Here is a 26,174-nt window from a genome sequence, read left to right as displayed (position 1 = left end):
CCTTGTGATGGCTGATGACCCGACGTCAGTGCAGGTGGGGGCGGTGGGGGCGGCAGATGCGGAGAGTGTGTGCCCGCGGGGAGCGGGCCGTCCGCAGCCGTAAGGAGCGGGCCTGCCGAGCCTGTGGGCGGCGGGTCGTCGCGCCCGCCGAATCCGTGGGCGGTGGGCCCTCCGTGCGGGGATGGGGCGGGCCTGCCGCGCCCGAGGGCGGCGGCCCACCGTGCCCGCGGAGGGCGGGCCTGCTGTGCCCGAGCGGGAGGGGTGAAGGTGCCCGCGCGCGCAGGACCGGAGTGTCCGCCCGGTCAGGCCGCGAGCAGGCGGGCGCGGGTGGCCTCCAGCTCGGCCGCCAGCCCCTGCCCGGCGCCCTCCGCGTCGCCCCGGCGTACGGCCTCGACCAGTTCGGCGTGCGCCGGGTGGCCGTGGTTCGGATCGCCCTTGCGTAGCTCCAGCAGCCCGACCAGCTCGACCAGACGCTCCTTCAGAACCGGGACGAACTCCGCGAAAAGGTCGGAAAGGACCGGGTTGTGCGCGGCCGCGACCACCGCTGTGTGCAGCGCGATGTCCGCCGTCACGAAGGCGGCGTCGCCCCCCTCGCCCGCCGCCAGGCGGGCCGTCAGCGCCTCGTCCATCGCGGCCAGGTCCGCCTCGGTGCGGCGCACGGCGGCCAGCCGGGCCGCCTGCACCTCGACCACCGTGCGGACCTCGTAGACGTGCGCCAGCTCCGCCCTGCGCAGCCGCGCCGACCAGTCCTCGCTCGGCCGGTCCGCCGTCACGAACACCCCGGCGCCCTGGCGGCTCTGCACCATGCCGGCCCCCGCCAGTGCGCGCAGGGCCTCCCGGACGGTCGAGCGGCCGACACCCAGCTCCTTCGCCAGCGTCACCTCGCCGGGCAGCTTGCCGCCGACGGGCCAGTGCCCGGCCGCGATCTGCTCCTCGATCCGCCGGGTCGCCTGATCGACCAGAGGGGAGGGGCGGAGGGGGCCGAGCGGGGACATCGCGTTCACCTGCCAGGTTGTCTGAGGACTTGGTTCGTGGTTACTGTACCCCGCATGAAGCCGTGGAGTCTCCTTCTTGGTGGCCGCAGCGGGGTCTGACCGGACCGGCACCCCGCTGCGGGGCGCCGTGCTGCCGGTCGTCCTCCGGTGCCGCACCCGGCCGACGCGACCGCACCGTCGCCGCCCGGGTGCCGCACCCCGTCGTGAAGGACTCACGAGACCCATGCGATTCCCCACCCTCCGCACCCCCGCCGGCCCCGTCCCGGCCACCGCCCCCGCCTGGAACCCGCAGCGCGGCAGCGCCATGCCGCACCACCGCTACCGCCCGGCACACGAGCGCGTCCAGCTGCCCGGCGGCCGGCCCGCCGACCGGCCCCGGGAGTGGCCGGGCCGGCGGATCGAGCACGCCCCGCTCTGGGTGCCCGTCGACCTGCGCGACGGCAACCAGGCGCTCGCCGAGCCGATGGACCCGGCACGCAAGCAGCGGATGTTCGACCTCTTCCTGGCCATGGGCTTCAAGGAGATCGAGGTCGGCTACCCCTCCGCCAGCCGCGCCGACTTCGACTTCGTCCGGCAGCTGGCCACCGTGCCCGGCGCCGTCCCGCCGGACGTCACCGTCGTCGTCTTCACCGCCGCCCGCGCCGACCTGATCGACCGCACCTTCGAGGCCGTCGAGGGCCTGCCCCGGGTCGTCGTCCACCTCTACACCGCCACCGCGCCGGTCTGGCGGGACGTCGTCCTCGGCCGCGGCCGCGAGGAGCTGCGCACCCTGATCACCGGGGCCGCCGAACACCTGGCCCGGCGGGCGGAAGGCCGCCCGGGCGTGCGCTTCGAGTTCTCGCCCGAGGTGTTCAACCTGACCGAACCGGACTACGTCCTGGAGATCTGCAACGGCCTCACCGCCCTGTGGGACGCCGACCCCGACCGGCCGGTGATCCACAACCTGCCCGCCACCGTCGAGATCGCCACGCCCAACATCTACGCCGACCAGATCGAGTACATGCACCGCCACCTGGACCGGCGCGACGCGGTGATCCTCTCCGTCCACCCGCACAACGACCGCGGCACCGGCGTGGCCTGCGCCGAACTCGCCGTCCTGGCCGGCGCCCAGCGGGTCGAGGGCTGCCTGTTCGGCAACGGCGAGCGGACCGGCAACGTCGACCTGGTGACCCTGGCGCTCAACCTCCACACCCAGGGCGTCGATCCGATGATCGACTTCTCCGACATCGACGAGATCCGGCGCACCGTCGAACACTGCAACCGCCTGCCCGTCCACGAACGCCACCCCTACGTCGGCGACCTCGTGCACACCGCCTTCTCCGGCACCCACCAGGACGCCATCAGGAAGGGCCTGGCCCACCACGCCAAGACGGCCGCCGACCTGGGCGTCCCGGCCGGCGAGGCGCCGTGGGCCGTGCCCTACCTGCCGATCGACCCGGCCGACCTCGGGCGGGACTACGAGGCGGTGATCCGGGTCAACAGCCAGTCCGGCAAAGGCGGCATCGCCTACCTGCTGCAGACCGGACACGGACTGGACCTGCCCCGCCGGCTCCAGATCGAGTTCTCCCGGGTGGTCCAGGAGTCGACGGACGACAGCGGCCGCGAGATCGGCGCCGACGAGCTGTACGCGCTGTTCCGGGCGACGTACCTGGACGCGGCGCCGGCGGCCTCGTGGCGCACGGGGGAGCGTGCCGGGCAGGGAGGCGGTGGCGGCCACTGGGCGGAGGTCACCCTCGACGGCCGGGCCTGGCGCGGCGAGGGCAACGGCCCGCTGGACGCCGTCACGGCGGCCCTGCGGGAGGCCGGGACGGCCGTGGACATCCTGCAGTTCAGCGAGCACGCCGTCCGCACCGGCCCCGACAGCGACGCCGTCGCCTACGTCGAGGCGCGGGTCGCCGGGGAGGCGGTGTGGGGCGCCGGGCGCGACACCTCCGTCCTCACGGCGGGCGTACGGGCGGTGCTGAGCGCCGTCGGCCGTGCGGGGGCCCGGGAGATGACGGCCCGATGACAACCGGTCTCCCCGCCCGCAGCCTGACCGTCGCCGCCGCCCTCGCGGCGGCCGGCCTGACCGGCGAGATCCGCGTCCTGCCCGACTCCGCCCGCACCGCCGCCGAGGCCGCCGCCGCCCTCGGCTGCGAGGTCGGCGCCATCGCCGGCAGCCTGGTCTTCCAGTGCGACGGGGCGCCCCTGCTGGTCATGACCAGCGGCGCCCACCGCGTCGACACCGCCTACCTGGCCGACCGGCTCGGCACCGGCCCGATCGAACGCGCCACCGCCCAACAGGTCCGCGACGCCACCGGCCAGGCCATCGGCGGCGTCGCCCCGACCGGCCACCCGGCCAGACTGCGCACCGTCGTGGACACCGCCCTCGCCGGGCACGACGTCCTCTGGGCGGCCGCCGGCCACCCGCACACGGTCGTGCCGATGACGTACGACGAACTGCTGCGCCTCACCGGCGGGACACCGTCGGAGGTGCACGCCTGAGCGGGCCCGGCCCCGGTTCGTTCCGTTCCGCGCGGGCCCTCCCGGCTGCCGCCCGTAGCCGGGAGGGCCCGCGTCGCTGCCGGACGCGAGCATCCTGCCGTCCGCCCCGTCCGCACGCCATCCCAGAATTCTGGTGGGTGACCGCCCCGGCCGCCGCCGACCGAACCCCCGGTTTCCGCCAAGTTGCCTCCGGGGCGCCCTTCTTCGGTATCCGCGCAGCTCGGAGTGGCTGACCGGCCGGGGCGTCCGGCAGACCCGGAACGGTGGCCGGGCGGAACCGCCGAGGCCGCACGGCGGGCGCGCGCCGACGGCGCCGGGGCGCACCGGGCGGGCGCACATGTCCGGTTCGGGACGGTCGAGTTGTCCGTATGCCGAGGACCGGCCCTCCCGTGTCGGCCGCCACTGCTACACCAGGGGGCGGGCCGAGGCGCACCGGGCGCCCGCCCTCTCGGGAGGCACAGTGGCGAACGACGACGGCCGGGTGTGGGTGCGGGGCCACTTCCGGCGCAAGCCCGCGTCGGGAGGTGGCGGGACCACGAAGGCGAGCGGGTGGGTGATCGCCGGAGCCGTGGCCGTGTTCTGGCTCTGGGGCCACTACGTCGGCTTCACCGACGACGCCGGAGCCCCGCCGCCGACCGCCGCCACGCCGTCCGCGGTCGGCACCCCCTGATGGCCCGGCGCCGGCCCCTGCTGCGCAAGCCACGCGGCCCGGTCGAGCACGTCGCCGCGGCCGCCGTCGGCGTCGCGCTCGCCGTACTGCTGCTCGGCGCCGCGCAGAGCCTCCTCCGGTCCTGGCCCTTCCTCGCCGCCGTCGCCGTCCTCGCCCTCGCGGCCGCCGCCCGCCAGCCGGCCCTCGACCGGGCCCGCACCGAACGCCTGGCCGCCCTGCGGCTCACCCTCGCCCAGGTGGACGCCCTGGACGACCAGGCCTTCGAGTACGCCCTGCGGGACCTGCTGATCCGCGACGGCTGGAGCGCCCGCAAGGTCGGCCAACAGGGCGACCAGGCCGCCGATGTGACAGGCCAGCACCCGAGCCACGGCCGCATCGTGCTCCAGGCCAAACACACCAGGGTCGGCGCCAAGGTCGGCGTCCACGTGATGTACGAGGTGAAGGGGACCGCAGGACCGGTGCACGGTGCCGACATCGCCGTCGTGGTCACCAACGGCACCCTCACCCGCGATGCCATGGCCTGGGGCGACCGGCACCGCATCCACTGGATCGACCGCCCCCGCCTGGAGACCTGGGCCGACCGGGGCACGCCGCTGCACGACCTGCTCGCCCTGCCGGGCCGCCCGGCGAAGCGACGGATCGGGTGGCGGCGGGTGGCGTGAACCGCGGCGGGTTACAGGGCGGTTCGGTGTCGTTCACACCCGCGATGGCGAAACTCCCGTGCTTCGCGCCGAATGCGTCGACCGCGTCGACGCGGTCCCGCAGGGCGGCACGCCGCCCGTGGAACGAAGTCGTGATCTCCCCATCAGTCGCGGCCAACTGTCATTCAGCAGCGCATGGTTGACAAGGTGAATGTGAGAACTGACCGGCGGCCGGGCCACCCCGGGGCCGGTCAGGACGGGCTCTCGGGGTCGGCCCCGAGGGTCTTGCCGTCGACTCCCGGCCGGGGGACGCCGTCGACCGCCACGCAGATGCCGAAGACGCGGGCCTGGCCGGTCCAGCCATTGACCCGGCCGCGGTTGTTGCTGATCTGGACCCGCCTCCGGGCCGGATCCACGGCCGAGACCAGATGCAGGTACACCGCCCCGGCGACGCGGGCCAGGACGATGTCCCCGACCTCCAGCTTCGACGCGTCGACCGGCGCGACGACCACCTGCTGCCGACTGCGGATCAACGGGACCATCGAGGAGGTTTCCCTGTCCGGTCCCGGTCTGGGTGCTCCGGCCGCCGCTCGGCTAGTGTGCGTGCATGGGGCTGACGGAAGAGAAGGCCGACCACCTGGCTCCGGAAGCGACGCCGCCCCACGGGGCCGTCTGCCCGCGGTGCGAGGAGTCCTCCCGGCTGGCCGTCTTCGAGGAGCACCGCCGGCCGGTCGTACGCTCGGCGGGCCGGGTCCGGCTCCTGGCCGCGGCAGCCCTCGGGGCGTACGGCTGGGGACTGCTGCTGCAGGGGCACACGGGGTTCGGTGCGTCGTTGCTCGCAGGCGCCCTCGCGGCGGGGGCCCTCATCGCCAGGGCGCTCACCCGGGCGGGGTCGGGGTGGCGGACGCAGGTCCTCTACTGTCCACGGTGCCGCGTGCGCTTTCGTCCCGGCGACCCGGTCACCGCGTTGACGATGCCGTCCTCGTTCTCCGCCCCGTGGTGAACCACCGGGCCGGTGCGGGCGCCACCGGCAACGGCCCCGCGCTGCACTTCGGCGGACTCCCCGGTCAGGACGCGGCGTAGAGCGCGGCGGTCGTCGGCAGCCCGGCCCGGTGGGCCAGCGCGGCGGCCTCTCCGCGTGATGCCACGCCCAACTTGGCGAGGATGTTGGCGACATGGAACTTCACCGTGGACTCGCTGATGTGCAGCGCCCGCGCGATGTCCCGGTTGCGGCGGCCCTGGGCGAGCTGGTCCAGGACCTCCAACTCCCTTGGCTGCAAACCTTCCAGGGGATCCGGGCCGGAGGGCGCGGCCGGTGCGGTGAGCGGCAGGTCGACGGTCACCGTGGTGCCCCAGCCGGGCACGGCGTCCACGGCGAGGCGGCCCGCGAGGGCGGTGACGCGGTCCGCCGTCCGGTGTGCGGCGAGCCCGTCCGTGACGAGCAGGCCGGGGCCGTCGTCGCGTACCACCGCGCGCAGGGTGTCGTCGCTGATGCGCCAACTCACGTGCAGGCGCGTCAGATCGTCCTGTTCCAGCATGATGAGCACGGTGGAGCGGACCGCGGCCCGGGCGGTGTGCGCGGTGTCGGCCGGGATGGACGGGGTGGCCGGGGTGGGCGGTGCCAGGTCGAGGCGGACGGGGCTGTGCCGCAGCAGTGGGCGCAACTCGTCGGCGAGGCGGGCGAACGCGGTGTCGGCGGGCTCCTCGCTGAGCTCCCGGTCGAGGTCCGCGCCGGCCCGCAGGTCCAGCAGGGCGTTCACCGCGAGTTCGGTGGCGCTGCGACGGGCGGTGGCGTCGTCCAGGGCGGTGGACCGCAGGGGCGCCAGGACCGCGGACAGCGCCGAGGCGTGGGTGCCGGTCAGGTCGGCGATCGCGCGGGCCCGGGCGCCCGCCGAGGCACGGGAGGCGGCGGCGTGCACGGGGGCGGCGTCGGTGGCGCGGTGGTCGGAGTGGATGGTGACCAGCTCCCACACCTGCTGGAGGACGGCGAGCGCCTGCCCGGGCAGCGGCCCGGCGCTCTCCAGGACCAGGACGAGCAGTGCGCCGGTACCGTTCGCCGACGCGGTGATGGTCGAGGCGGCGACGACGGGCCGGGACCGGCCCGCCAGGACGGCCGTGCCCTGCCACGGCCGGCCGACGGCCACGGCGTCCGTCAGCCGGGCGAGTTCCAGGCTGGTGATCCCCCCGGCCAGCTCGGTGGCGCCGAACGCCTTCACGGGCGTGTAGGTGCAGATGCCGCTGAGGTGGGCGATCGCCGTGTGCGGGACGAGGCCGGCGAGCACCTCGGAGAGCCGCCGCAGCAGGTTCGGCCGGGGTGTCCGCAGCACCTCCACGGCCCGCGCCAGCGCCTCCTCGGGCCGCCCCCAGCCATCCCGCCACCGCTCGTGCGCAGCGCCCGCCGTACTGCCCGCCCCGTTGTCCGTCATGCCGTTCAGCCTAGTAGTGCCCGGTCGGGCTGGCCCTGGCCGTTCGGCCGGGCGGAACCGGCCGAACGGCGGGCCGGGCACCGGTCGGTGGGGCGTCAGGCTGGAGCCGTCGAGTTCACGAACTCCCTGACACGTGAACTCCCTGACACGTAAAGGACTGTGCGATTCCATGACGAAGGCCATCAGCTTCTCCGAGTACGGCGGCGTGGACGTGCTGCGCCCGGTCGATGTCGAACTGCCCGCCCCCGGTCCCGGCCAGGTGCGGATCGCCGTCCGCGCCGCGGGCGTCAACCCGCTGGACCACAAGCTGCGCAGCGGCGCGATGACCGAGGTGTTCCCGGTCGAGCTCCCGCACGTCACGGGGTACGAGGCGGCGGGTGTGGTGGAGGCCGTCGGCGGGGCCGTGACGCGGTGGCGGCCGGGCGACGAGGTGTTCGGCCTGACCCACGGCGGCGCGTACGCCGAGCACGCACTGGTGGAGGCCGACAGGCTGGCCCGCAAGCCGGCCTCGCTGAGCTGGGAGGAGGCCGCGGCGATCCCGGTGGCGGCGGAGACGGCCTGGCGGGCGCTGGCCGTGCTGGGCGCGGAGAGCGGCCAGACGCTGCTGGTGCACGGCGCGGCCGGTGGGGTCGGCACGTTCCTGCTGCAGTTCGCCCGCTCGCGCGGGATCCGGGTGATCGGTACGGCGAGCGAGGCCAACCACGCGTATCTGCGCGAGCTGGGCGCCATCCCGGTCACGTACGGTGACGGGCTGGCCGGGCGGGTGCGGGCCGCCGCGCCGGACGGGGTGGACCGGGCGCTGGACGCGGCCGGGCAGGGCGGGGTGCTGCCGTTGTCGATCGAGCTGACCGGTGCCGCGGAGAAGGTGGTGACGATCGTCGACTGGGCGGGTGCCGCCGATCACGGGGTCCGGTTCACCGGGGGGACGACGGAGGCCGTCGAGTACCACGGGCCGGCGCTGGCGGGTGCGCTCGCACTGCACGACGCGGGCACGCTGCTGCTGTCGCTGCACCGGGTGTTTCCGCTGGTGGAGGCGGTTGAGGCGCACCGGCTGAGCGAGCACGGGCACCTGCGGGGAAAGATCGTTCTGACCGTCGGGTGAGCCCGCTCGGCGCCGTCGATCCGTCGGCCGGGCCTGCGGGTGGCCGGCCGGGCCGCGATCCGGGCCGCGATTCGGGTCACGGCCTGAGTCGCCGTCCGGGCCGCGGCGTGGCGCCCCGCGATCTGACTGGCAATCTGTCCGAAATTGTCCTATTCACCCGCTTAGGGTAATTTGGCGGGCGGATTTCCCGGGAACGCGGCGTTGGGCCGTTCGGCCGATGTGCGGTCCTCCGTTCGGTTACGGAGGGTTGACCGGGAGCGGGCGGTGCGGTGCCGCCCGCCCGATCCGGACAGGAGGTCAGATGGACAGGCGCGCGGTGATCAGCGAGTTTCTCGGAACTCTGCTGTTGGTGCTGCTGGCGGTGGGCGCCGCGGTAGTGGCGGGGGAGGCGATCGGTTCCGTCGGGATCGCGCTCGCGTTCGGCCTGGTGCTGCTGGCGCTCGCGTACGCGCTCGGGCCGATCTCCGGCTGCCACGTGAACCCGGCGGTGACGCTCGGTTTCCTGCTGGCCCGCCGGATCGACGGACGGACGGCGGTGTCGTACTGGGTCGCGCAGTTCCTCGGCGGTATCGCCGGCGCGGCGCTGGTCCTGCTGGTGGCCAAGCAGATACCGGGCCTGGAGACCCACGAGAAGCTCGGGACCAACGGCTGGGGTGACCGCTCGCAGGTGCACATCAACGCCGGCGGCGCGTTCCTGACCGAGATCATCCTGACCTTCCTCCTCGTGTACGTGGTCCTGTCGGTCACTCACCGGCTGGCGGCCACCGGCTTCGACGGGCTGCCGATCGGCATGGCGCTGGTGGTCGTGCACCTGGTCGGCATCCCGCTCACCGGCACCTCCGTCAACCCGGCGCGCAGCCTGGGCCCGGCGCTGTTCGCGGGCGGTGCGGCGCTGTCGCAGCTGTGGCTGTTCATCCTGGCACCGCTGATCGGCGGCGCACTGGCGGCCGGGGTGCACCTGCTGACCCATCCGCAGCCGAACCTGGCCGTGGCCGAGGCCGCGGCCACGGACGCACGGGTGGCCGCCGCCGGGCGGTGAACCCAGCCGGACGAAGCCCGGTGCGACGCTGAACTCGGCGTTGTACCGGGCTTTCTGACGTCCGGTCGGTAGAGTCGGGCGCTATGGCGGATCTGAGTGGGGCCTCGGGGCCCGGGCGGCTGGCGGGCAAGTCCTGTGTGGTGACGGGCGCGGCGAACGGCATCGGCCGCGCGGTCGCCGAACGCTTCGCCCGGGAGGGCGCGTTGGTGGTCGCGACGGACGTCGACGGCGACGGCCTGCGGCGGCTGGCGGAGCGGCTGCCGCCGGCCGTCACCACGGTGGTCGGCGACGTCTCCCGGGACGACGACGCCCGCCGGATGATCCGCGCCGCCGTCGAGCGGCACGGCCGCCTCGACGTCCTGGTGGCCAACGCGGGCGTGATCCCGCTGATGGAGATCACCGAGGCCGGGGCCGACGACTGGGACCAGGTGATGGCCGTCGACGGCCGCGGGATGTTCCTCACCTGCAAGTACGCCGTGGAGGCGATGAGTGGCACGGACGGCGGAGCCGGCGGGAGCGGTACGGGCGGCGCGATCGTCTGCGTCTCGTCCATCTCCGGCGAGGCCGGGCAGCGCGGCCAGGCGATCTACGGGCCGGCGAAGTTCGTCGCGTCCGGGCTGACCAAGCACCTCGCGGTGGAATGGGCGGACCGGGGCATCCGGGTCAACGCCGTCGCCCCCGGGACGATCACCACCGAGCGGGTGGCCCGGCTGTACGACGAGCCGGGCGGGCCGGAGTACCTGGCGGCGATCGAGAAGCGGCACCCGATGGGGCGGCTGGGCATACCGTCCGAGGTGGCCTCGGCGGTGCTGTTCCTGGCCTCGGACGACGCCTCGTTCGTCACCGGGGTCGTGCTGCCGGTGGACGGCGGGTATCTGGCGCAGTAGGGGGCCCAGGCGCGGGCGTCGGGTTGTAAGGGCGCTGCTCCCCGCGCGCGGGGTTGGTCCCACCGGCTTCTTACCGCCGTGAACCTTCCGTGCCCGCTCCCCGCACGCTCGCCTCGCCGGCTACTCCGGCAGTCGCTCGACCGCGACGATCGCCGCGTCGTCGTCCAGCCGGCCGCCGACGTGGGCGAGCAGGTCCTGGCGGAGCCGGTGCAGCAGGACGGTCGGGGGCTCGGTGTGCCAGGCGGCGACGCGTTCGGTGAGCGGGTAGAAGCGGCGCCGCGTGTCGCGGGCCTCGATCACGCCGTCGGTGTAGATCAGCAGACGGTCGCCGGGCAGGAACGGGAACACCTCCACCTCGTACGCGGCCGGGGCCAGCTCGCCGAGGCCGAGCGGCGGGGCGGGCCGGCGGGCGGCCAGTGCGGTGATGCCGTCGGCGTGCAGCAGGAGCGGGGGCGGGTGGCCGCAGTCGATCAGGCGGAGCACCGAGTCGTTGTCCGGGATGTCCAGGATGACGGCGGTGATGAAGGACTCGCTGCGGTTGTCGACACAGTCCTCGGCACAGTCCTCGGCCCGGTCGGGCGCGGGGTCGCCCGCCCCGGCGCGGTCGGTCCGCTCGCTCGGCTGGGCGAGGTCCCAGCAGACGCTGCCGTCCAGATAGGCGGCGAGGTCGGGCAGGTCGGCGTGGAGGTGGGCGGCCGCGCGGAACGCGCCGAGCAGCAGGGCGGCGTCGCCGAGCGAGGAGAGGCCCTTGCCGCGTACGTCGCCGACCAGCAGCCGGGTGCCGGTGGCGGTCCGGGCCGCCGCGTAGAGGTCGCCACCGACCTGCGCCTCGGCCTCGGCGGCCAGGTAGACGGCGGCGAGGTGGAGCGGCCCGATCCGGTCGGGCAGTGGGCGCAGCAGCACCCGCTGGGCGGCCTCGGAGACCGAGCGGACCTGGGCCAGCTGTCGTTCGTGTCGCTCGCGCAGCGCCCGCAGGCCGATCACCAGCGCCGAGACCACGATCAGCGAGCTGAGCTGAGCCTCGATGTTGGAGGTCGCCAGGCCTTCGCGCAGAACGCCGATGAGGGTCAGCGCGGCGATCGCGAGGGCGGCGACACCGGTGGTGGCCCACACGCCGGCGAAGGAGGCCGTGATGGCGGGGGCGACGACCAGCAGCGGGCCGAGGTGGATCTGCGGCGGCGACAGGACTTCGACGACGGTGATCACCGCGATCAGCGCGAGCGGGAGCGCCGTCATCGCGCGGCGGTCGGGCCGCCACGTCCGGTGGCGGTCACGGGGACGCTGCCGAAGTGGCACCTTTCCTCTGTACACCGTGGGGGCGGCCCACCGCACTTCGGGGGGACGTTTCCCGGCACGCGGGCTCCGGCGGGCGTGCTGCTGCGGCGCCTCCGGACCGGTCGGGTCAGCCCTCGGCGCCGTACCGCGCCAGGTACTGGGCGAAGCGGGCGACGTCCTCGTCCGACCAGTCGGTGAAGCGGGCGGTGAAGGAGATCCGGCGCTGTTCGTTCGCCTCGCGCAGCAGGGTCAGCCCGGCCTCGGTGGCGCGCAGGATCTGGCCCCGCTGGTCGTCCGGGTCGGTCTCGCGGAGCAGCAGGCCGAGCTTCTCCAGGGCGCCGACCTGACGGCTGACGGTCGACTTGTCGAGCATGAAGTGCGAGGCCACGTCGGCGGCCCGGCAGCCGCCGCGCTCGTTGATCAGGTCGAGGATGCTGTAGGTGACCAGGGAGAGGTCCGGGTGCAGCTGGGAGGCCTTGTGCCGGGCGCGCCGGGCGAAGGCGGTCAGCTCGCGCTGGATGGTGTCGATCGACGTCTCGCGGCCGGGCACGGTGGTCCTACCTCCTCGGGAATTTGTTGCACTATACAACGATTCTCCGGCCCACTGCCGCCTGCCGGGGCTCAGCCGGTCTGTCCCGCCCGATGTCCCGCCCGATCGACCGCCACCTGCCAGGCGCGGGCGGCCGCGATCCGGCGGGTCGCACTCGGATGAGTGGCGAACAGTAGCTCAAGCATCCGGGGCGGGTCGACATCGGACACGTTGGCCAGTGCCAGTCTGCGCTGCATCGCGATGAACTGCTCGGTGTCCGAGGTGAGTTCGAGTGCATGCCGGTCCGCCCTGGCCTCGATCCGACGGCTCACCGCGCACTGTACCGGCCCCGACAGGGCGCCCAGCAGCGCGGCGCACGCCGCCAGCAGCGGCAGCGAGCGCGGATCGGCCGCGTCCGCCGCCCCCGCCGCCGACAGCAACGGGCCCCAGCCGGTGAGCAGCCCCAGCAGGCAGACCACCACGACGGCCCCGGCCGCGCCCAGCAGCGTCCCGGTCAGCACGTCCCGGTGCCTGACGTGCCCGAGTTCGTGCGCCACCACCAGCTCCACCTCACGCGGCTCGGCGGTCGACAGCAGCGTGTCGTACGCGACGATCCGGCGGGTCGCGCCCAGCCCCGAGACGTACGCGTTGAGCGCCGTCGTCCGGCGGGACGCGTCCGCCACCAGCACGTCCCGCACCCGGACGCCGTCCCGCTCGGCGAGCGCGAGCAGCGCCTCGCGCTGGGGGCCCGGCGGCATCGGCGTGAAGCGGTTGAACACCGGCTCGACGAGCAGCGGATGGAGGAAGGACAGGGCCGCCGTCAGCAGCGCCGCCGCGCCCGCCGCCGGGAGCCACCAGCGCTCCGGCGACCAGGCGGTGAGCGCGAACAGCCCGAACACCACCGGCAGCGCCAGCACCAGGGCCAGCGCCAGCCCGCGCAGGGCGTCCACCGCCCAGCCGCCCCAGCCCTGCGTCACCAGCCCGAACCGGGCCCGGACCGACCGGGCGCCCGCCCCGAAGGGCAGCTGTGCCGCCTGGCCGAGGACGACCAGGACCGCCGCCCCCGCCAGCACCTCCGCCGTCCGGGAACCGCCGAACCGGCCGCCCGCCGCCGTCACCAGGCCGGCCCCGGCCGGGGTCAGCCCGAGGGCCAGCGTCAGCGCCAGGCCGGTCAGCCGGCCGCCCAGCGCCCAGGGCAGCTGGGCGCGGCGCAGCGCGCGGCCCCGGGCGCGCTGGGCGGGGGTGAAGTCGGCGGCGGGGGGCGCCAGGTGGCCGGTGCTCTCGGTGCTGCTGCTCTTCGTACCGCTGTTCTCCGTACCGCTCTCGGTGCTGCTCTCCATGGGGGTGCCTGCCGCTCCCGGTGTCCGTCGCCGTGCTCCCGCGCCGTCCGGCGCCTTCCGGGGTTCAGCATGACGCACCGCGCCCGGTCCTCACCCCTCCGCGGGCTCGGTGGCCCCGTGGGTGCCCGCGCGGAGCAGCTGGTGGCCGAGGTCGACCAGCGCCCGGCCGACGGCGAACTCGTCCCCGACCGCCGGGGCCGGTTCGTCGCGCGGATTGCGCCGGGCCTGCGCGTCGCTGTGCAGCAGGGTGCCGTCGGCGTCGAGGACGGCGTGCACCCGGGTGGTGTCGCGGTCCTCGACCACGTGCAGGTTCAACTGCCAGTCCTTGGTGCGGACGGTGCTGCCGCCGGTCGGCCCGGGGCCGGCCGTCGTGTCCGTCGCGGCGACCGCCCTCGGCGCCGCCGAGGCGGTGCCGTCCGCGCGGACGATCACGACCGGGCAGGCGCCGTGCACGGCGCAGCGGACGCTCACCGAACCCAGCAGCGTCCGGGCGAACGTGCCGCGCCCGCGGCTGCCGAGGACCAGCAGGTCGGCGTTCTCGGCGGCCTCCAGCAGCACCTCGGCCGCGTGCCCGAGCACCAGGCTCTCCCGGATCTCCACCGGCCGGTCCGCGCCGACCACCTCGTCCACCTCGGCGGTCAGGGTGCGGCGCGCCGACTCCTCGAACCCGTTGTCCGTCATGGGCGCGAACCACCCGTACAGCGCCGGGTACTCCCACGCCGCCACCACGTGCACCACCGCGCCCGTCAGCGTCGCCTGCCCGACCGCCCAGCGCAGGGCCGCCTTCGAGGGCGCCGAGCCGTCGATCCCGACCACGATCCGCCGGCCGCCGCCGGCTTCCCCGCCGCCCATGACCCACCACCTCGACCTGCCGTGCCGTCCCCCCTCCACGCTGCGCGCGGGTGCGGCCCGCGCGCCAGGGACGGGGTGGCCTGTTCGGGCGGGCCGGTTGGGCCCGGCGGGCCCGTTCGGGCGTTCGCGTCGTTTCCTCGACGCGGCCGTGGGGCGGAGGGGGCGCGGGGGAGTGGCGTAGGCTGACCGCTCTCGAATCGACCCCGGGGGGACGTTCCATGCGCCGTGTCGCGGCCGCTGTCGCACTGCTGCTCGGGCTGATACCCCTGGCCGCCTGTGGACCCGACGACCCCGCCCCGGCCCCTGCCGCCGACGCGGCCAAACCCCCGGCCACCGGCACCGGCGGGGCCGACGGCGCGACGCCCTCCGGCAAACCCGGCGCCCCCCGCCCCGACGGCAGCATCACCGTGGCGTTCGCCGGTGACGTCCACTTCGAGGGCCGCACCGAGGCCCGGCTCGCCGTGAAGGCGCCGGACCAGGCACTCGGCCCGATCTCCCAGACCCTCTCCGACGCGGACCTCGCCGTCCTCAACCTGGAGACCGCGATCACCGACCGCGGCGCCCCCGAACCGAAGACCTACACCTTCCGCACCTCGCCCAAGGCGCTCACCGCGCTCAAGGACTCCGGCGTCGACGTCGTCTCGATGGCCAACAACCACGCGGTGGACTTCGGCGCGGACGGCCTCACCGACACCCTCGCCGCCAAGGCCTCCTCCCCGGTCCCGGTCATCGGCGTCGGGCGCAACGCCAAGGAGGCGTACGCCCCGTACGTCACCACCGTGCGCGGGGTGAAGGTCGCCGTGGTCGCGGCCAGCCAGGTCGAGGACCTCACCAACCAGAAGTGGCGGGCCGGCGCCAACAAGCCGGGCATCGCGTCGGCCCTGGACACGGCGGCGCTGACCAAGGCGGTCGAGACGGCCAAGCAGCAGGCCCCCGTCGTCCTCGTCTACCTGCACTGGGGCGACGAGGGCAAGGCCTGTCCGACCGGTGCCCAGACCGCCATCGCCAAGAAGCTCGCGGCGGCGGGCGCCACCGCCGTCGTCGGCACGCACGCCCACACCATGCTGGGCTCGGGCATGCTCGGCAACACCTACATCGGGTACGGCTTCGGCAACTTCCTCTGGTACGGCACCTCCAACTACGCCTTCTCCAACGAGACCGGTGTCACCACCCTGACCCTGACTGCGGCGGGCAAGGTGACCGGAGAAACGTTCACCCCGGCCACCATCGACGGCCAGGGCGTCCCCGTCCCGCAGACCGGCCCCGCCGCCGAAGCCGCCCTCAAACGCCGCGACGCCCTGCGCGGCTGCACCGGCCTCACCCCGGCCCCCGCTGCGGCACGCTGAGTACGCTCACGGCATCGGTGGCCGTCGCGCTGCTTTCCGGATCGCGGGCCCTCTCGTCCGCAATGTCCGACCCGATGAAAGTTGCTTCCCGGAGCACGACCCCCGGCTAAAGTTGCAGCTCAGTAAGCTGCTCCCCGCACGCGCGGGGTTGGTCCCACCCTCGGCGCGCTGCCCGGCATCCTGGTCGCCTGTTCCCCGCATACGCGGGGCTGGTCCCGGAAAGCGCCATATCTTCCATGCCCGCCACGTCTGTTCAGCGCTTCGAGGTGCCGCTTGCCCCGTCGGATCGACAGCTGGGACGGGGCGAGTCATCGTCACGGGGTGGGGAAGTCGGAGGTGGCGATCCGGCCCAGGAGAGTGGCAAGTCGCCGGGGCATGGAGAGGAACGGCGAGTGGCTGCTCGGCAGTCGGTGGACGGAATCGGCGCGCGTGGCGAGTTCGCGCTGCCGGGACGGTTCGAGCGCCTGGTCGCGGTCGCAGACGATGTAGCTGGAGGGCACGGTACGCCACCCTGCCGTGGTCACCCGCTCGGTGAAGGACCGGATGCTCTGCGGGCGCAGCCGGGCCACGGCGCGGTCGGCATCGGCCTCGGGCACGTCGGCGAAGAGTATTCGCCGGGCGTCCTCGTACGGCGGGGTGTGGCCCGTGCCGTCGCCCGGCGCGGGCGTTCCGAGGAACGTGAACATGCTCTCGCCCACGTCCAGTTGGAAAGCGGCGAGGTACACCGCCCCCACCACGTTCGCGGCATCCGCGATGACCTCCGTGGTGGGGACGCCGCCGTAGGAGTGGGCGACCACCACCACCGGGCCGTCGATGCGCCGGAGGCTGTCCCGGATGGCGTCCGCGTCGTCCAGCATGCCCGCCGGGCGGGCGCCGTCGTGCCGGCCGGCCGGGGGATTGGCGCTGGGCAGGTCGACGGTGTGGGACCGCCAGCCGTCGGCGTCGAGCGCGGCGCGTACGGAGTCCCAGCACCAGGCTCCGTGCCAGGCCCCGTGGACCAGCAGGAAGGTCGGCCGGTCGGTGTCAGCGTTCATGTGCGGTACCTCCGTTGTCCGAGCTGCGGATGGCGGGAGACCGTGGCACGAAGCGGGCCGCCCCGCCCAGGGCTCGCGGGCCGAGTGGCCGCACTCGGCACTCCCGACGATACTGCCCGGCCCCTGCACCACCGGCGGCCGGTTCGAGCGTCCGGGGGTGGCCGGCTCGTTGGCGTGATCGACCGGACGGCAGCGGGGTTGGTCCCGCCCTGCAAGAAGAGATCTGAGGAGAAGACGACTGCTCCCCGCACACGCGGGGTTGGTCCCCAGTGGGTGGACACCGCCGACCGGGCGTGGGCCTGCTCCCCGCATGTGCGGGGCCGCTCCCCAGGGCTGAAATCGGGAGCTTGGTGCCAGGTGGGGGCGCTACGCTCTGGTGATCACGAAAACTGGGCGTTGAGGCTCGGCGGGGGGGCTGGTCGTATGACGGGTGTTGAGGTGGCGTCCTCCGGGGTGAGACGTGGTGGTGGGCGGCGGCGCTGGGTGGTCGGCGGGGTGGCGGCTGTGGTCGTCGCGGCCGTAGTGACCGGGGTCGCCTTTGTGGCCGGGGTGTGGGACGAGCCCGAGTTGAAGCAGTCGCTCTGCGGGTTGCCGAGGGCGGACAAGAGCCCGCTCGGCGTCGTGCTGCCCAAGGGGCGGCGGGGGGTGGAGACGCGTGAGGTGTCCGAGATGTCGGGGCACGGGAAGGTCTTGTGCGTGATCTCGGTGGACGGGGAAGGGGCCGTCACCGTCCTGATGTTCGGCCAGGATCCGAATCGGCCGACCTCGACCGATACGACCGGTATGGACACCAGGAAGATGATCGCCAAGGGGGTGGTGGCCAGTCTGGGCGGCGCCTCTCAGGTGGACTACTGCCCCGGTACGCGCGACCTGGCCGCGTTCGTCACGGTCATGTCGGACCCCGCTACCTGGCCGGAGTCCCCTGCGGAGCAGGCGGCGCACACCCGCGCACTGGCTTCGCTGGCGGCGACCGTGCTGGCCGAACAGCGGCACGAGGTGTGCTACTGACGGCTGCGAGGCCGGGCGTCAGCCCTTGTGGTCGGCTTCGCCCTGCTTCCAGTAGCCCTTGGCCTGGACGAGTTCGCGGGGGTAGCCGCAGGTGTCGAGGAGGTGTCGGCGGATGGTGGTGACGGCGGTGGACTCGCCGGCGAGCCAGGCGGCTTGAGGGTCGGGCGACGCCGTGAGGACGGCGTCGGTGAGGAGGCGGCCCTTGGGGGAGCCGTTGCGGGGGAGCCGGATGGTGGTGAGGTCGGCGCGGGTGGCGATGGGGAGGGTGTCGGCCGGGGCGGCGATCTCGACGTAGGCGGACACCCTTACGGTCGGCGGGAGTTGTTCGAGGATGGTGAGGGCGGCGGGCAGGGCGCTTTCGTCGGCGGCGAGGAGCAGGTGGGTGGCGCCGTCGAGGGGCGAGTAGCGGCCGCTGGGGCCGGCGAGGCGGGCGCGGTCGCCGAGGCCGGCGATGGACGCCCAGCGGGCGAGCGGGCCGTTGCCGTGGAGGACGATGTCGATGTCCACCTCGTGCTGCTCGGGGCGGTGGTGGCGGATGGTGTAGGCGCGGGAGTGGCCTTCGGGGATCGCCAACTTGACCCACTGGGTGGGGTGTTCGATGCCGAGGCCGGGCAGGGTGGGGCCGGTGGAGGTGAGCCGGACGAGGGTGGAGGTCAGCGGGGTGACGGCGATGACCTCGGCGTCGTGGGTCGGGCGGGTCGGGCGGGAACGGCCGAACACGGCGTACTCCTGATCGGGCCCGGAGGCGGACACGGGCCGGTGGAGGGAGGCGGGGAGGGGCGGGCTCAGCCCTTGAGGTGCTGGTCGAGCAGCGCGTCGACGAAGGCCCGGTCGAGCGGGCGGCGCAGCACCAGGGCGCGGTGGTAGAGCGGGGCGAGCAGGGCGTCGAGGACGACGGCGGCTTCGTCGGCGGAGACGGCCAGACAGGCCCGGGTGTGCGCGACGTCCCGGGTGCGCAGTTCGTCGAGGAAGCCGGTGTGCAGCAACTCCGCCGTTCGGGCGTCGAGTTGGGCGTGGCCGAGGAGGGCCTGGAGGACGCGGCCGGCCGGTTCCTCGCCGAGGAAGACGGCGAAGCGGTGGACGTACGCGCGCAGGTCGGCGGGGGTGGAGGGGGCCTCGGGCCAGGCGAGGGCGGGGGTGGCGTCCAGGACCAGGTTGTCGAAGAGGATGTCGACCTTGGACTTCCACCAGCGGTAGATCGTCTGCTTGGCGACCCCGGCGGCGGCGGCGATGCCCTCGATGGTGAGGGCCTCGAAGCCGTGCTCCATCAGGAGGTCGTCGGCGGCGTTCAGCACGGCCAGGCGCGCGGCCTCGCTGCGGCGGCTGCTGGTGGAGCTGCTGCCGGTGGCGGGGCGGGGCTGGGCGGCGATGGTGCTGACGTCCTCACGGGCGGGCCGGTGGGGTTGCCGGCCGGGGGGTCTGATCGGGGCCATCCTCTCATGCCCCTTCCGCCACACCAGCCGCAACGTTGCGTCCAGGTTCAAGGCCCGGTCGCGAAGGCTCGGCGTGGACCGCCCGGCGCGAACTCCGTACGCGGCCTCGCCTCTGGAGTGGAGGTGGCGGTCCGCAAGTTGACGGACCCGCGGCCCTCTCGGCCTGGTCGAACAGCTGTGTTAGGTTAGCCTTGCCTAATGTCGCTGGTCGGAGGGGATTTCCTGTGCAGCAGTCCGAACTGGCCGGTACCGTTGCGATGGTCACCGGCGCCGGGCAGGGTATCGGCGCGGCCGTGACGCGTGCGCTCGTCGCCGCGGGGGCCGTCGTCGCCGCCGTGGACCGCAACCCGGGCCCGCTCGCCGCCCTCGCGGACGAGCTGGCGGGCGCATCCGTGCACGGGTCCGACGGCGTCGGGCGGCCCGTCCGGCCCTACGTCCTGGACGTCACCGACGCCGCCGCCGTCGAGGCGGCCGTCTCCCTGATGGAAAGTCAACTCGGCCCCCTGGGAATCCTGGTGAACGTCGCCGGCATCCTGCGCGCCGCGCCCGCCGTCGAACTCTCCGACGAGGACTGGGTGGACACCTTCGCCGTCAACACCAACGGGGTGTTCCACACCTGCCGGGCGGTCGGCCGCCGGATGGCGGAACGCGGTACCGGCGCCATCGTCACCGTCGGGTCCAACGCCGCCGGGGTGCCGCGTACCGGCATGGCCGCCTACGCGGCCTCCAAGGCGGCGGCCACCATGTTCACCCGCTGTCTGGGGCTGGAGCTCGCTCGCTCCGGCGTGCGCTGCAACATCGTCTCGCCGGGATCCACCGACACCGACATGCAGCGGGCGCTCTGGCAGGGCGACGCGGGGGCCGCCGAGCAGCGGGTCATCGACGGCGATCCGGCCGGCTACCGGGTGGGCATCCCGCTCGGCCGGATCGCCGCGCCCGCCGACATCGCCGAGGCGGTGGCCTTCCTGGTCTCCGACCGGGCGCGGCACATCACCATGCACGACCTGTACGTGGACGGCGGCGCCACCCTGCGCGCCTGACCCCACGGCACACCAGGGCCCCGGGACACCCGGAACCCCGACACCCCGACACCCCGGAACCCCGGGACACCGCGACGCGCACCCCCGCCACCGCAGAGCCCGAACCACACCACCCGCCGGCCGGCCGACAACGGCGCCCGGCGGCCACTCGCAGACTGGAGAATCCAGGTGACCACGGTGCATCACGCCCCCGCCGGGACGGACCACACCGTCATCGGCGCGGCCAGCGGGCTGCTGGGCCAGTACCGGGCCGCGCCCGACGAGGCGTTCTTCGCCTCACCGACCCGCACGCTGCTCACCGAGGGCGTGCACGCCAGGGTCCCGCAGGACGGGCGCCCGCTGCCGGTGCGGGTCGCCGAGACGCTCGCCCGGGCCCGCCGCGACGGGGTCGAGCACCCGCTGGTGGTCGGCGCGGTGGCGTTCGACCAGGACAGCCGGGCCGAGCTGGCCGTCCCCGCGCTGGTCCGCCGGTGCGGCGCGCTGCGCGACGACCCGCTGATCGCGCTGCCCGCCCCGGCGGCCGATCGGGTGGAGTGGCTGGTCCGCCCGGTGCCCGAGCCGGCCGCGTACGGCGCCGGCGTCGCGGCGGCCGTCGAGCGGCTGCGCGGCGGCGAGTTGAGCAAGGTGGTGCTCGCCCGGACGCTGGAGCTGAGCGCCGACCGCCCGCTCGACCTGCCCGCGATCCTGCAGCGGCTGGGCCGCCGCGACCCGGGCGGCTACACCTTCGCGGTGCCCGCCGGCGGCGGCCGGACGCTGATCGGCGCCAGCCCCGAACTGCTGCTCTCCCGCCGGGGAACGGCCGTGCTGGCCAACCCGCTGGCCGGCTCGGTGCCGCGCAGCGCCGACCTCGGCGAGGACGTCCGCCGGGCGGCCGGGCTGCTGGAGTCCCCCAAGGACCTGCACGAGCACGCCGTCGTGGTGGACGCCATCCGCGCGGCGCTGGCGCCGTACTGCCGCACGCTGGACGTGCCGGAGCGGCCGACCCTGGTCCGTACGGCCGCGATGTGGCACCTGGCCACCACGATCACCGGCGAGCTGGCCGACCCGGCCGTCTCGGCGCTGGAGCTGGCCACCGCGCTGCACCCGACCCCGGCCGTCTGCGGCACCCCGACTCCGCTCGCCCGCACCGTGATCGGCGAGGTGGAGCCCTTCGACCGCGGCCTGTACACCGGCATGGTCGGCTGGGGCGACGCGGACGGTGACGGCGAGTGGGTGGTCACCATCCGCTGCGCGGAGGCGGAGGAGCGCACGCTGCGCGTGTACGCGGGGGCGGGGGTGGTCGCCGAGTCCCGGCCGGAGGCCGAACTCGCCGAGACCAGCGCCAAGTTCCGTACCTTCCTGGACGCCGCAGGGGTGCCGCGATGAGTAGCGCCCAGCCGGTGGAGTTCCCCGGATTCACCCCGTACCCCGCCGAGTTCGCCGAGCGCTACCGTGCCGCCGGGTACTGGCGCGGCGAGACCTTCGGCCGGATGCTGCGCGAGCGGGCCGCCGCCCACGGCGAGCGGATCGCGATCGTCGATCCGTCCGGCCTGTCCGGCCCTTCCGCTCCGGAGGGCGGGCGCCGCTGGTCGTACGCCGAACTCGACCGCCGGGCCGACCGGATGGCCGCCGGCCTGCTCGCCCGGGGGATCGGCAGGGGTGACCGGGTGGTGGTCCAGCTGCCCAACACCGCCGAGTTCTTCGAGGTGGTCTTCGCGCTGTTCCGGATCGGCGCGCTGCCGGTCTTCGCGCTGCCCGCCCACCGGTACACCGAGATCGGCTACTTCTGCGGGTTCACCGGTGCCGCGGCCTATGTCGTCCCGGCCGTCGAGAACGGCTTCGACTACCGTGAACTGGCCTCCCGCGTCCGGTCGGAGAACCCGTCGCTGCGGCTGGTCCTGGTGGCCGGCGAGGACCCGGGGGAGCACGTCCGGCTGGCGGACGTGCCGTCCGACGGGCCGGGGCCCGACGCCGAGCCGCGCCCGGAGGACGTCGCCTTCCTCCAGCTCTCCGGCGGCAGCACCGGCGTGCCCAAGCTGATCCCGCGCACCCACGACGACTACATCTACTCGCTGCGCGGCTCGGTGGAGCTGTGCGCGGTGGACGAGGACAGCGTCTACCTCTGCGTGCTGCCCGCCGCGCACAACTTCCCGCTCAGCTCGCCGGGCACGCTCGGCACGCTGTACGCGGGCGGCCGGGTGGTGCTCTGCCCGCAGCCGGGCCCCGAGACGGCGTTCCCGCTGATCGAGCGGGAGGGCGTGACCATCACCGGCCTGGTGCCGCCGCTGGCGCTGCTCTGGCTGGACGCGGCCGAGCGCGGGCGCGGCCTGGCCGGCGCGCCCCGACTGGACAGCCTGGAGGTGCTGCTGGTCGGCGGCGCCAAGTTCAGCGAGGAGGCGGCCCGCCGGGTCCGCCCGGTGCTGGGCTGCACGCTCCAGCAGGTGTTCGGGATGGCCGAGGGCCTGGTCAACTACACCCGGCTGGACGACCCGGAGGAGGTGATCGTCTCCACCCAGGGCCTGCCGATCTCCCCGGACGACGAGATCCGGGTGGTCGACGACCAGGGCGCGGACCTGCCCGCCGGCGCCACCGGCCATCTGCTCACCCGCGGCCCGTACACCATCCGCGGCTACTGGAACGCGCCGGAGCACAACGCCAACTCCTTCACCGGGGACGGCTTCTACCGCACCGGGGACCTCGTCCGGCGGACCGCCACCGGCCACCTGGTGGTCGAGGGGCGGGCGAAGGACCAGATCAACCGGGGCGGCGAGAAGGTCGCCGCCGAGGAGATCGAGAACCACCTGCTCGCCCACCCGGCCGTGCACGACGCCGCCGTGGTGTCGATGCCCGACCCGTACCTCGGCGAGCGCACCTGCGCCTATGTCGTGCTGCGCGCGGAGGCCCGCCCGACGCCGCCGAAGGCGATCGAGCTGAAGCGCTTCGTCCGCGGGCGCGGCCTGGCCGACTTCAAGGTCCCGGACCGGGTCGAGTTCGTCGAGGCCTTCCCCGCCACCGGGATCGGCAAGGTCAGCAAGAAGGACCTGCGCGCGGCCATCGCCGCCACCCTCCGCCCCGCCCCTACCAGCTGAAGGAAGCACCGCCGTGGGTCTGCCCCGCATCCCCTCCTATCCCATGCCCTCCGCCGACGGCCTGCCGGCCAACCGGGTCGCCTGGACGGTCGACCCGTCCCGTGCGGTGCTGCTGGTGCACGACCTGCAGAACCACTTCATGAACGCCTTCGACACCGGCGCCGCTCCCGTCACCGAACTCTTCGGGAACGTCGGCCGGTTGCGCCGGCAGGCCGACCGCCTGGGCATCCCCGTCGTCTACTCGGCGCAGCCCGGCGGCCAGAGCCCGGCCGAGCGCGGCCTCCAGCAGGACTTCTGGGGCCCGGGCATCCCGGACGACCCGCGCGCGGCGGCCATCGCCGACGCCGTCGCCCCGGCCGGCCACGACACGGTGCTCACCAAGTGGAAGTACAGCGCCTTCGTCCGCACCGGGCTGGACGAACTGCTGCGCGAGCAGGGCCGCGACCAACTGGTGATCACCGGCGTGTACGCGCACATCGGGGTCCAGGCCACCGCCTGCGACGCCTGGATGCGTGACATCCAGGCCTTTGTGGTGGCCGACGCGGTCGCCGACTTCAGCGAGGCCGAGCACCGTGCCGCGCTCTCCTGGGTGGCCGGCCGCTGCGGCCTGGTCACCACCACCGACGCAGTGCTGGAAGGGAAGTGACGGGTATGGCCTTCACCGTGGAGCGCATCCGGGCCGAGGTCGCGGACCTGCTCGGAGAGGACCCGGCGGACATCCCGCTGGACGAGAACCTGGCGGACTGGGGCCTGGACTCGGTGCGGCTGATGGCGCTCGCCGAGCGCTGGCGGGCCGAGGGCGCGGAGGTGGCCTACCTCCAGCTGGCCGAGCGTCCGGCCGTCGGGGCCTGGGCCGAGCTGCTCGGCGCGGCCTGATGGACACCGCGCTCGTGGCCGGGACGGCCGCCGCGCCCGTCGCCGGGCCTGCCACCGCAGGGCCTGCCACCGCAGGGCTGAAGCGGCCGCCGACCACCGCGGTCGGCCCGATCGAGGCGCAGGCCGCCCGGACGCCCGGTGCCGCCGCGCTGGTGCTGGCCGACGGCTCGGTGGTCCGCTACGGCGAGCTGAACGCGGCCGCCAACCGGATGGCCCGGCACCTGACCGGCCTCGGCGCCCGCCCCGGCACGGTCGTCGGCCTGGCGCTCACCCGCCCGGCCGAGCTGCTGCCCGCGCTGCTGGCGGTGGCCAAGTCCGGTGCCGCGTACCTGCCGTTGGACCGGGACGACGCCCCCGGCCGGCTCTCCTGGGTGCTCGCGGACGCGGCCCCGGTCTGTGTGCTGGGGGAGGGCGTGCCCGGTGCCGTCCGGCCGCAGGAGGGCGAGCTGGCCGGGCTGCTGGCCACCGACCCGCCACGGGCGCTGACCCCGCAGCACCCCGTCTGCCTGGGCTACGGCCCCGGCGGCCGGCCGGCCGGCGTCCCGGTCGCGCACGCGGAGGTGGACCGCCGGGTGCGGGACCTCCAGGCCGCCTACGGGCTGGGCGTCGGCGACCGGGTCCTGCAACTCGGGCTGCCGCTCTGGGAGTTCTTCTGGCCGCTGCGTGCGGGGGCGGCCGTGGTGCTCGCCGACCCGGAGAGTCCGGCCGAGATCGGCGAGTTGGTACGGGAGTTGGGTGTCACCGCGCTGCGGGCGGCTCCGGCGGTGCTCGGTGAGCTGCGGCCGGCACCGGCGCCCGTTCACCTGGCCGTCGCGGCCACCGGCTGAGCGGCCGCCCGCCGAGCCGCCCGCCGAGCGGCTGCCCGGGCAGCCGCCTGCCCGGCCGCTACCCGCCGAGCCGGGCCGCCGCGAAGTCGGCCGCCGTCCAGGCCATCGCGACCGCGCCGTCCAGGACGGCGCGGTCGGCCTCGGGGGAGACGGCGGCCTCGGCGAAGGCCGGCTCGTGCGGGGCGCAGGCGCCGCCGGTGATGTCGAGCACCGGGTGGATCGCGGGCACGGCGTGCGAGACGTTGCCCATGTCGGTGCAGGCGAACGGTCCGCTCTCGACCGGCTCCGGGCGGCCCAGCGCGGCCGCGTTCGCCCGCCAGAGGGCGAGCAGCCCCGGGTCGCCGCGGAAGTCCAGGTAGTCGGGCTCGGGCCGGGTGAGCGAGACCTCGCAACCGGTGGCGAGCGCGCCGGCCCGGAAGCAGGCCTCGACCCGCTCGCGCAGCGCCGTCAGGTCCTCGGCCGCCGAGGCGCGGATCTCGTACTCGGCGGTGGCGGTGTCCGGGATCAGGTTGGGGGCCGTCCCGGCGGCGGTGGTGATGCCGTGCACCCGCCACTGCGGCGGGAGTTGCTGGCGCAGCAGGCCGAGCGCGACCTGCGCGACGGTGAGCGCGTCGGCGGCGTTGCGCCCCTCGTGCGGGTTGAGGCTGGGGTGGGCGGCGCGGCCGGTGTACCGCACGGAGAGGGTGCCGAGCGCGAAGGAGCGGAAGTCGGCGACCTCGACCGGGCAGGGGTGGACCATCATCGCGGCGTCCACGCCCGCGAAGGCGCCCGCGTCCAGGAGCAGGGCCTTGCCCGCGCCGCGTTCCTCGGCGGGGGCGCCGATCACCCGGACGGTCAGTCCGAGCCGGTCGGCGTCCGGTCCGAGGGCGAGGGCGGCGCCGAGCCCGGCGGCGGCGATCAGGTTGTGGCCGCAGGCGTGCCCGAGGCCGGGCAGGGCGTCGTACTCGCAGACCACGGCGACGGTGACCGGCCCGGAGCCGGTGCTCGCGGTGAACGCGGTCTCCAGGCCGTGCGCGGGCGCGGTGACGGTGTAGCCGTGGGTGCGCAGCAGGTCGGCGCACCAGGCCGCCGCGCGGTGTTCCTCGAAGGCCGTCTCCGGGTGGGCGTGGATGCGCCGGCTGAGCGTCAGCAGCTCGCCCCGGTGGGCCTCGACGCGTGCGCGCAGGGCCGTTCTGACGTCGGTCGGGGTGGACAAGGGTGCCTCCGGAGGCGTCAGGGCCCGTGCTTCACCGGGCTGTTGACCAGACAGTATGTAGATAGCTTAGGCTAACCTAAGTAGGCGTTTCGTTCGCCGGACCCGAG

General features: G+C 74.8%; 27 protein-coding genes. 16 read left to right on the top strand and 11 right to left on the bottom strand.

Annotated features, from left to right (window positions below; translation table 11 throughout):
* Nucleotides 1–302 precede the first annotated feature (302 nt).
* The gene (locus ACIQIB_RS20880) at nucleotides 303–995 is read right to left on the bottom strand and encodes a FadR/GntR family transcriptional regulator (RefSeq protein ID WP_400759664.1); all 693 of its coding nucleotides are present in this window, start codon (nucleotides 993–995) and stop codon (nucleotides 303–305) included.
* Nucleotides 996–1,218: 223 nt separating this feature from the next.
* On the opposite strand from ACIQIB_RS20880, the gene ACIQIB_RS20875 reads away from it, so the two are divergent.
* The 4 genes from ACIQIB_RS20875 to ACIQIB_RS20860 all read left to right on the top strand — a co-directional run bounded on the left by ACIQIB_RS20875 (nucleotide 1,219) and on the right by ACIQIB_RS20860 (nucleotide 4,811).
* A complete protein-coding gene (locus ACIQIB_RS20875; RefSeq protein ID WP_363604437.1) occupies nucleotides 1,219–3,003 on the top strand; it encodes a 2-isopropylmalate synthase in 1,785 nt (594 codons plus the stop codon).
* Nucleotides 3,000–3,479: a YbaK/EbsC family protein gene (locus tag ACIQIB_RS20870; protein WP_400759610.1), complete on the top strand. Its 480-nt coding sequence runs from the start codon at nucleotides 3,000–3,002 to the stop codon at nucleotides 3,477–3,479. The genes ACIQIB_RS20875 and ACIQIB_RS20870 overlap by 4 nt, the downstream gene beginning before the upstream one ends.
* A gap of 460 nt (nucleotides 3,480–3,939) precedes the next feature.
* A complete protein-coding gene (locus ACIQIB_RS20865; RefSeq protein WP_400649967.1) occupies nucleotides 3,940–4,149 on the top strand; it encodes a hypothetical protein in 210 nt (69 codons plus the stop codon).
* On the top strand, nucleotides 4,149–4,811 hold the full coding sequence (locus ACIQIB_RS20860; RefSeq protein ID WP_400649964.1) for a restriction endonuclease: 663 nt from the start codon (nucleotides 4,149–4,151) through the stop codon (nucleotides 4,809–4,811). The genes ACIQIB_RS20865 and ACIQIB_RS20860 overlap by 1 nt, the downstream gene beginning before the upstream one ends.
* A gap of 230 nt (nucleotides 4,812–5,041) precedes the next feature.
* Here the strand turns inward: ACIQIB_RS20860 and ACIQIB_RS20855 are convergent, their stop codons facing one another.
* Nucleotides 5,042–5,332 carry a S26 family signal peptidase gene (locus ACIQIB_RS20855; protein WP_400759609.1) on the bottom strand — a complete coding sequence of 97 codons (291 nt, stop codon included), beginning with the start codon at nucleotides 5,330–5,332 and terminating at the stop codon, nucleotides 5,042–5,044.
* 65 nt (nucleotides 5,333–5,397) lie between these two features.
* Between ACIQIB_RS20855 and ACIQIB_RS20850 the strand changes: the two genes are divergently transcribed.
* A complete protein-coding gene (locus ACIQIB_RS20850) occupies nucleotides 5,398–5,793 on the top strand; it encodes a hypothetical protein (protein WP_363604448.1) in 396 nt (131 codons plus the stop codon).
* 64 nt (nucleotides 5,794–5,857) lie between these two features.
* On the opposite strand, the gene ACIQIB_RS20845 is transcribed toward ACIQIB_RS20850, so the two are convergent.
* A complete protein-coding gene (locus ACIQIB_RS20845) occupies nucleotides 5,858–7,216 on the bottom strand; it encodes a LuxR C-terminal-related transcriptional regulator (protein WP_400759606.1) in 1,359 nt (452 codons plus the stop codon).
* A gap of 169 nt (nucleotides 7,217–7,385) precedes the next feature.
* On the opposite strand from ACIQIB_RS20845, the gene ACIQIB_RS20840 reads away from it, so the two are divergent.
* The 3 genes from ACIQIB_RS20840 (at nucleotide 7,386) to ACIQIB_RS20830 (ending at nucleotide 10,244) form a co-directional block, all read left to right on the top strand.
* Nucleotides 7,386–8,318, top strand: a complete 933-nt coding sequence (locus ACIQIB_RS20840) for an NADP-dependent oxidoreductase (protein ID WP_400759604.1) — start codon at nucleotides 7,386–7,388, stop codon at nucleotides 8,316–8,318.
* A gap of 301 nt (nucleotides 8,319–8,619) precedes the next feature.
* Complete coding sequence (locus tag ACIQIB_RS20835; protein ID WP_363604453.1) at nucleotides 8,620–9,357, top strand: MIP family channel protein; 738 nt, start codon at nucleotides 8,620–8,622, stop codon at nucleotides 9,355–9,357.
* A gap of 83 nt (nucleotides 9,358–9,440) precedes the next feature.
* Entirely contained in the window at nucleotides 9,441–10,244 is an 804-nt protein-coding gene (locus tag ACIQIB_RS20830) for an SDR family NAD(P)-dependent oxidoreductase (protein WP_400759602.1), read from the top strand.
* A 120-nt stretch (nucleotides 10,245–10,364) separates the two neighbouring features.
* On the opposite strand, the gene ACIQIB_RS20825 is transcribed toward ACIQIB_RS20830, so the two are convergent.
* The 4 genes from ACIQIB_RS20825 to ACIQIB_RS20810 all read right to left on the bottom strand — a co-directional run bounded on the left by ACIQIB_RS20825 (nucleotide 10,365) and on the right by ACIQIB_RS20810 (nucleotide 14,240).
* The gene (locus ACIQIB_RS20825; RefSeq protein ID WP_400759600.1) at nucleotides 10,365–11,480 is read right to left on the bottom strand and encodes a PP2C family protein-serine/threonine phosphatase; all 1,116 of its coding nucleotides are present in this window, start codon (nucleotides 11,478–11,480) and stop codon (nucleotides 10,365–10,367) included.
* A gap of 166 nt (nucleotides 11,481–11,646) precedes the next feature.
* On the bottom strand, nucleotides 11,647–12,069 hold the full coding sequence (locus ACIQIB_RS20820; RefSeq protein WP_400759598.1) for a MarR family winged helix-turn-helix transcriptional regulator: 423 nt from the start codon (nucleotides 12,067–12,069) through the stop codon (nucleotides 11,647–11,649).
* Nucleotides 12,070–12,140: 71 nt separating this feature from the next.
* On the bottom strand, nucleotides 12,141–13,388 hold the full coding sequence (locus tag ACIQIB_RS20815) for a M48 family metalloprotease (RefSeq protein WP_400759597.1): 1,248 nt from the start codon (nucleotides 13,386–13,388) through the stop codon (nucleotides 12,141–12,143).
* Between the two features lie 90 nt (nucleotides 13,389–13,478).
* Nucleotides 13,479–14,240 carry a universal stress protein gene (locus tag ACIQIB_RS20810; RefSeq protein ID WP_400759594.1) on the bottom strand — a complete coding sequence of 254 codons (762 nt, stop codon included), beginning with the start codon at nucleotides 14,238–14,240 and terminating at the stop codon, nucleotides 13,479–13,481.
* 218 nt (nucleotides 14,241–14,458) lie between these two features.
* Here ACIQIB_RS20810 and ACIQIB_RS20805 point away from each other — a divergent pair, with 218 nt between their 5' ends.
* Nucleotides 14,459–15,586, top strand: a complete 1,128-nt coding sequence (locus ACIQIB_RS20805; RefSeq protein ID WP_400759592.1) for a CapA family protein — start codon at nucleotides 14,459–14,461, stop codon at nucleotides 15,584–15,586.
* A 314-nt stretch (nucleotides 15,587–15,900) separates the two neighbouring features.
* On the opposite strand, the gene ACIQIB_RS20800 is transcribed toward ACIQIB_RS20805, so the two are convergent.
* Nucleotides 15,901–16,620 carry an alpha/beta fold hydrolase gene (locus ACIQIB_RS20800; protein ID WP_400759590.1) on the bottom strand — a complete coding sequence of 240 codons (720 nt, stop codon included), beginning with the start codon at nucleotides 16,618–16,620 and terminating at the stop codon, nucleotides 15,901–15,903.
* A gap of 504 nt (nucleotides 16,621–17,124) precedes the next feature.
* Here ACIQIB_RS20800 and ACIQIB_RS20795 point away from each other — a divergent pair.
* Nucleotides 17,125–17,628, top strand: coding sequence for a hypothetical protein (locus ACIQIB_RS20795; RefSeq protein ID WP_400759587.1), 504 nt, complete (start codon nucleotides 17,125–17,127; stop codon nucleotides 17,626–17,628).
* An 18-nt stretch (nucleotides 17,629–17,646) separates the two neighbouring features.
* Here ACIQIB_RS20795 and ACIQIB_RS20790 read toward each other — a convergent pair whose 3' ends face one another.
* A complete protein-coding gene (locus ACIQIB_RS20790; RefSeq protein WP_363604464.1) occupies nucleotides 17,647–18,348 on the bottom strand; it encodes a siderophore-interacting protein in 702 nt (233 codons plus the stop codon).
* Nucleotides 18,349–18,413: 65 nt separating this feature from the next.
* On the bottom strand, nucleotides 18,414–19,061 hold the full coding sequence (locus ACIQIB_RS20785; RefSeq protein WP_400759585.1) for a TetR/AcrR family transcriptional regulator: 648 nt from the start codon (nucleotides 19,059–19,061) through the stop codon (nucleotides 18,414–18,416).
* 257 nt (nucleotides 19,062–19,318) lie between these two features.
* On the opposite strand from ACIQIB_RS20785, the gene ACIQIB_RS20780 reads away from it, so the two are divergent.
* From ACIQIB_RS20780 to ACIQIB_RS20755, 6 genes are all read left to right on the top strand, one after another.
* On the top strand, nucleotides 19,319–20,101 hold the full coding sequence (locus ACIQIB_RS20780) for a 2,3-dihydro-2,3-dihydroxybenzoate dehydrogenase (RefSeq protein ID WP_400650336.1): 783 nt from the start codon (nucleotides 19,319–19,321) through the stop codon (nucleotides 20,099–20,101).
* A 162-nt stretch (nucleotides 20,102–20,263) separates the two neighbouring features.
* Complete coding sequence (dhbC, locus tag ACIQIB_RS20775) at nucleotides 20,264–21,466, top strand: isochorismate synthase DhbC (RefSeq protein ID WP_400759662.1); 1,203 nt, start codon at nucleotides 20,264–20,266, stop codon at nucleotides 21,464–21,466.
* Nucleotides 21,463–23,169 carry a (2,3-dihydroxybenzoyl)adenylate synthase gene (locus ACIQIB_RS20770; protein ID WP_400759582.1) on the top strand — a complete coding sequence of 569 codons (1,707 nt, stop codon included), beginning with the start codon at nucleotides 21,463–21,465 and terminating at the stop codon, nucleotides 23,167–23,169. Before dhbC ends, ACIQIB_RS20770 begins: the two co-directional genes overlap by 4 nt.
* Before the next feature lie 13 nt (nucleotides 23,170–23,182).
* Entirely contained in the window at nucleotides 23,183–23,815 is a 633-nt protein-coding gene (locus ACIQIB_RS20765) for an isochorismatase family protein (RefSeq protein WP_363604471.1), read from the top strand.
* 5 nt (nucleotides 23,816–23,820) lie between these two features.
* The gene (locus ACIQIB_RS20760) at nucleotides 23,821–24,045 is read left to right on the top strand and encodes a phosphopantetheine-binding protein (RefSeq protein ID WP_363604473.1); all 225 of its coding nucleotides are present in this window, start codon (nucleotides 23,821–23,823) and stop codon (nucleotides 24,043–24,045) included.
* Nucleotides 24,045–24,872: an AMP-binding protein gene (locus ACIQIB_RS20755; protein WP_400759580.1), complete on the top strand. Its 828-nt coding sequence runs from the start codon at nucleotides 24,045–24,047 to the stop codon at nucleotides 24,870–24,872. The genes ACIQIB_RS20760 and ACIQIB_RS20755 overlap by 1 nt, the downstream gene beginning before the upstream one ends.
* Before the next feature lie 58 nt (nucleotides 24,873–24,930).
* Here the strand turns inward: ACIQIB_RS20755 and ACIQIB_RS20750 are convergent, their stop codons facing one another.
* Nucleotides 24,931–26,067 carry a M20 family metallopeptidase gene (locus ACIQIB_RS20750; protein ID WP_400759578.1) on the bottom strand — a complete coding sequence of 379 codons (1,137 nt, stop codon included), beginning with the start codon at nucleotides 26,065–26,067 and terminating at the stop codon, nucleotides 24,931–24,933.
* Between the last annotated feature and the right edge of the window lie 107 nt (nucleotides 26,068–26,174).

This window comes from Kitasatospora sp. NPDC092286 (assembly GCF_044755565.1).
GTDB lineage: Bacteria > Actinomycetota > Actinomycetes > Streptomycetales > Streptomycetaceae > Kitasatospora.
The sequence above is the reverse complement of the archived record's forward strand: the minus strand, read 5'-3'. Positions and strand labels throughout refer to the sequence as shown.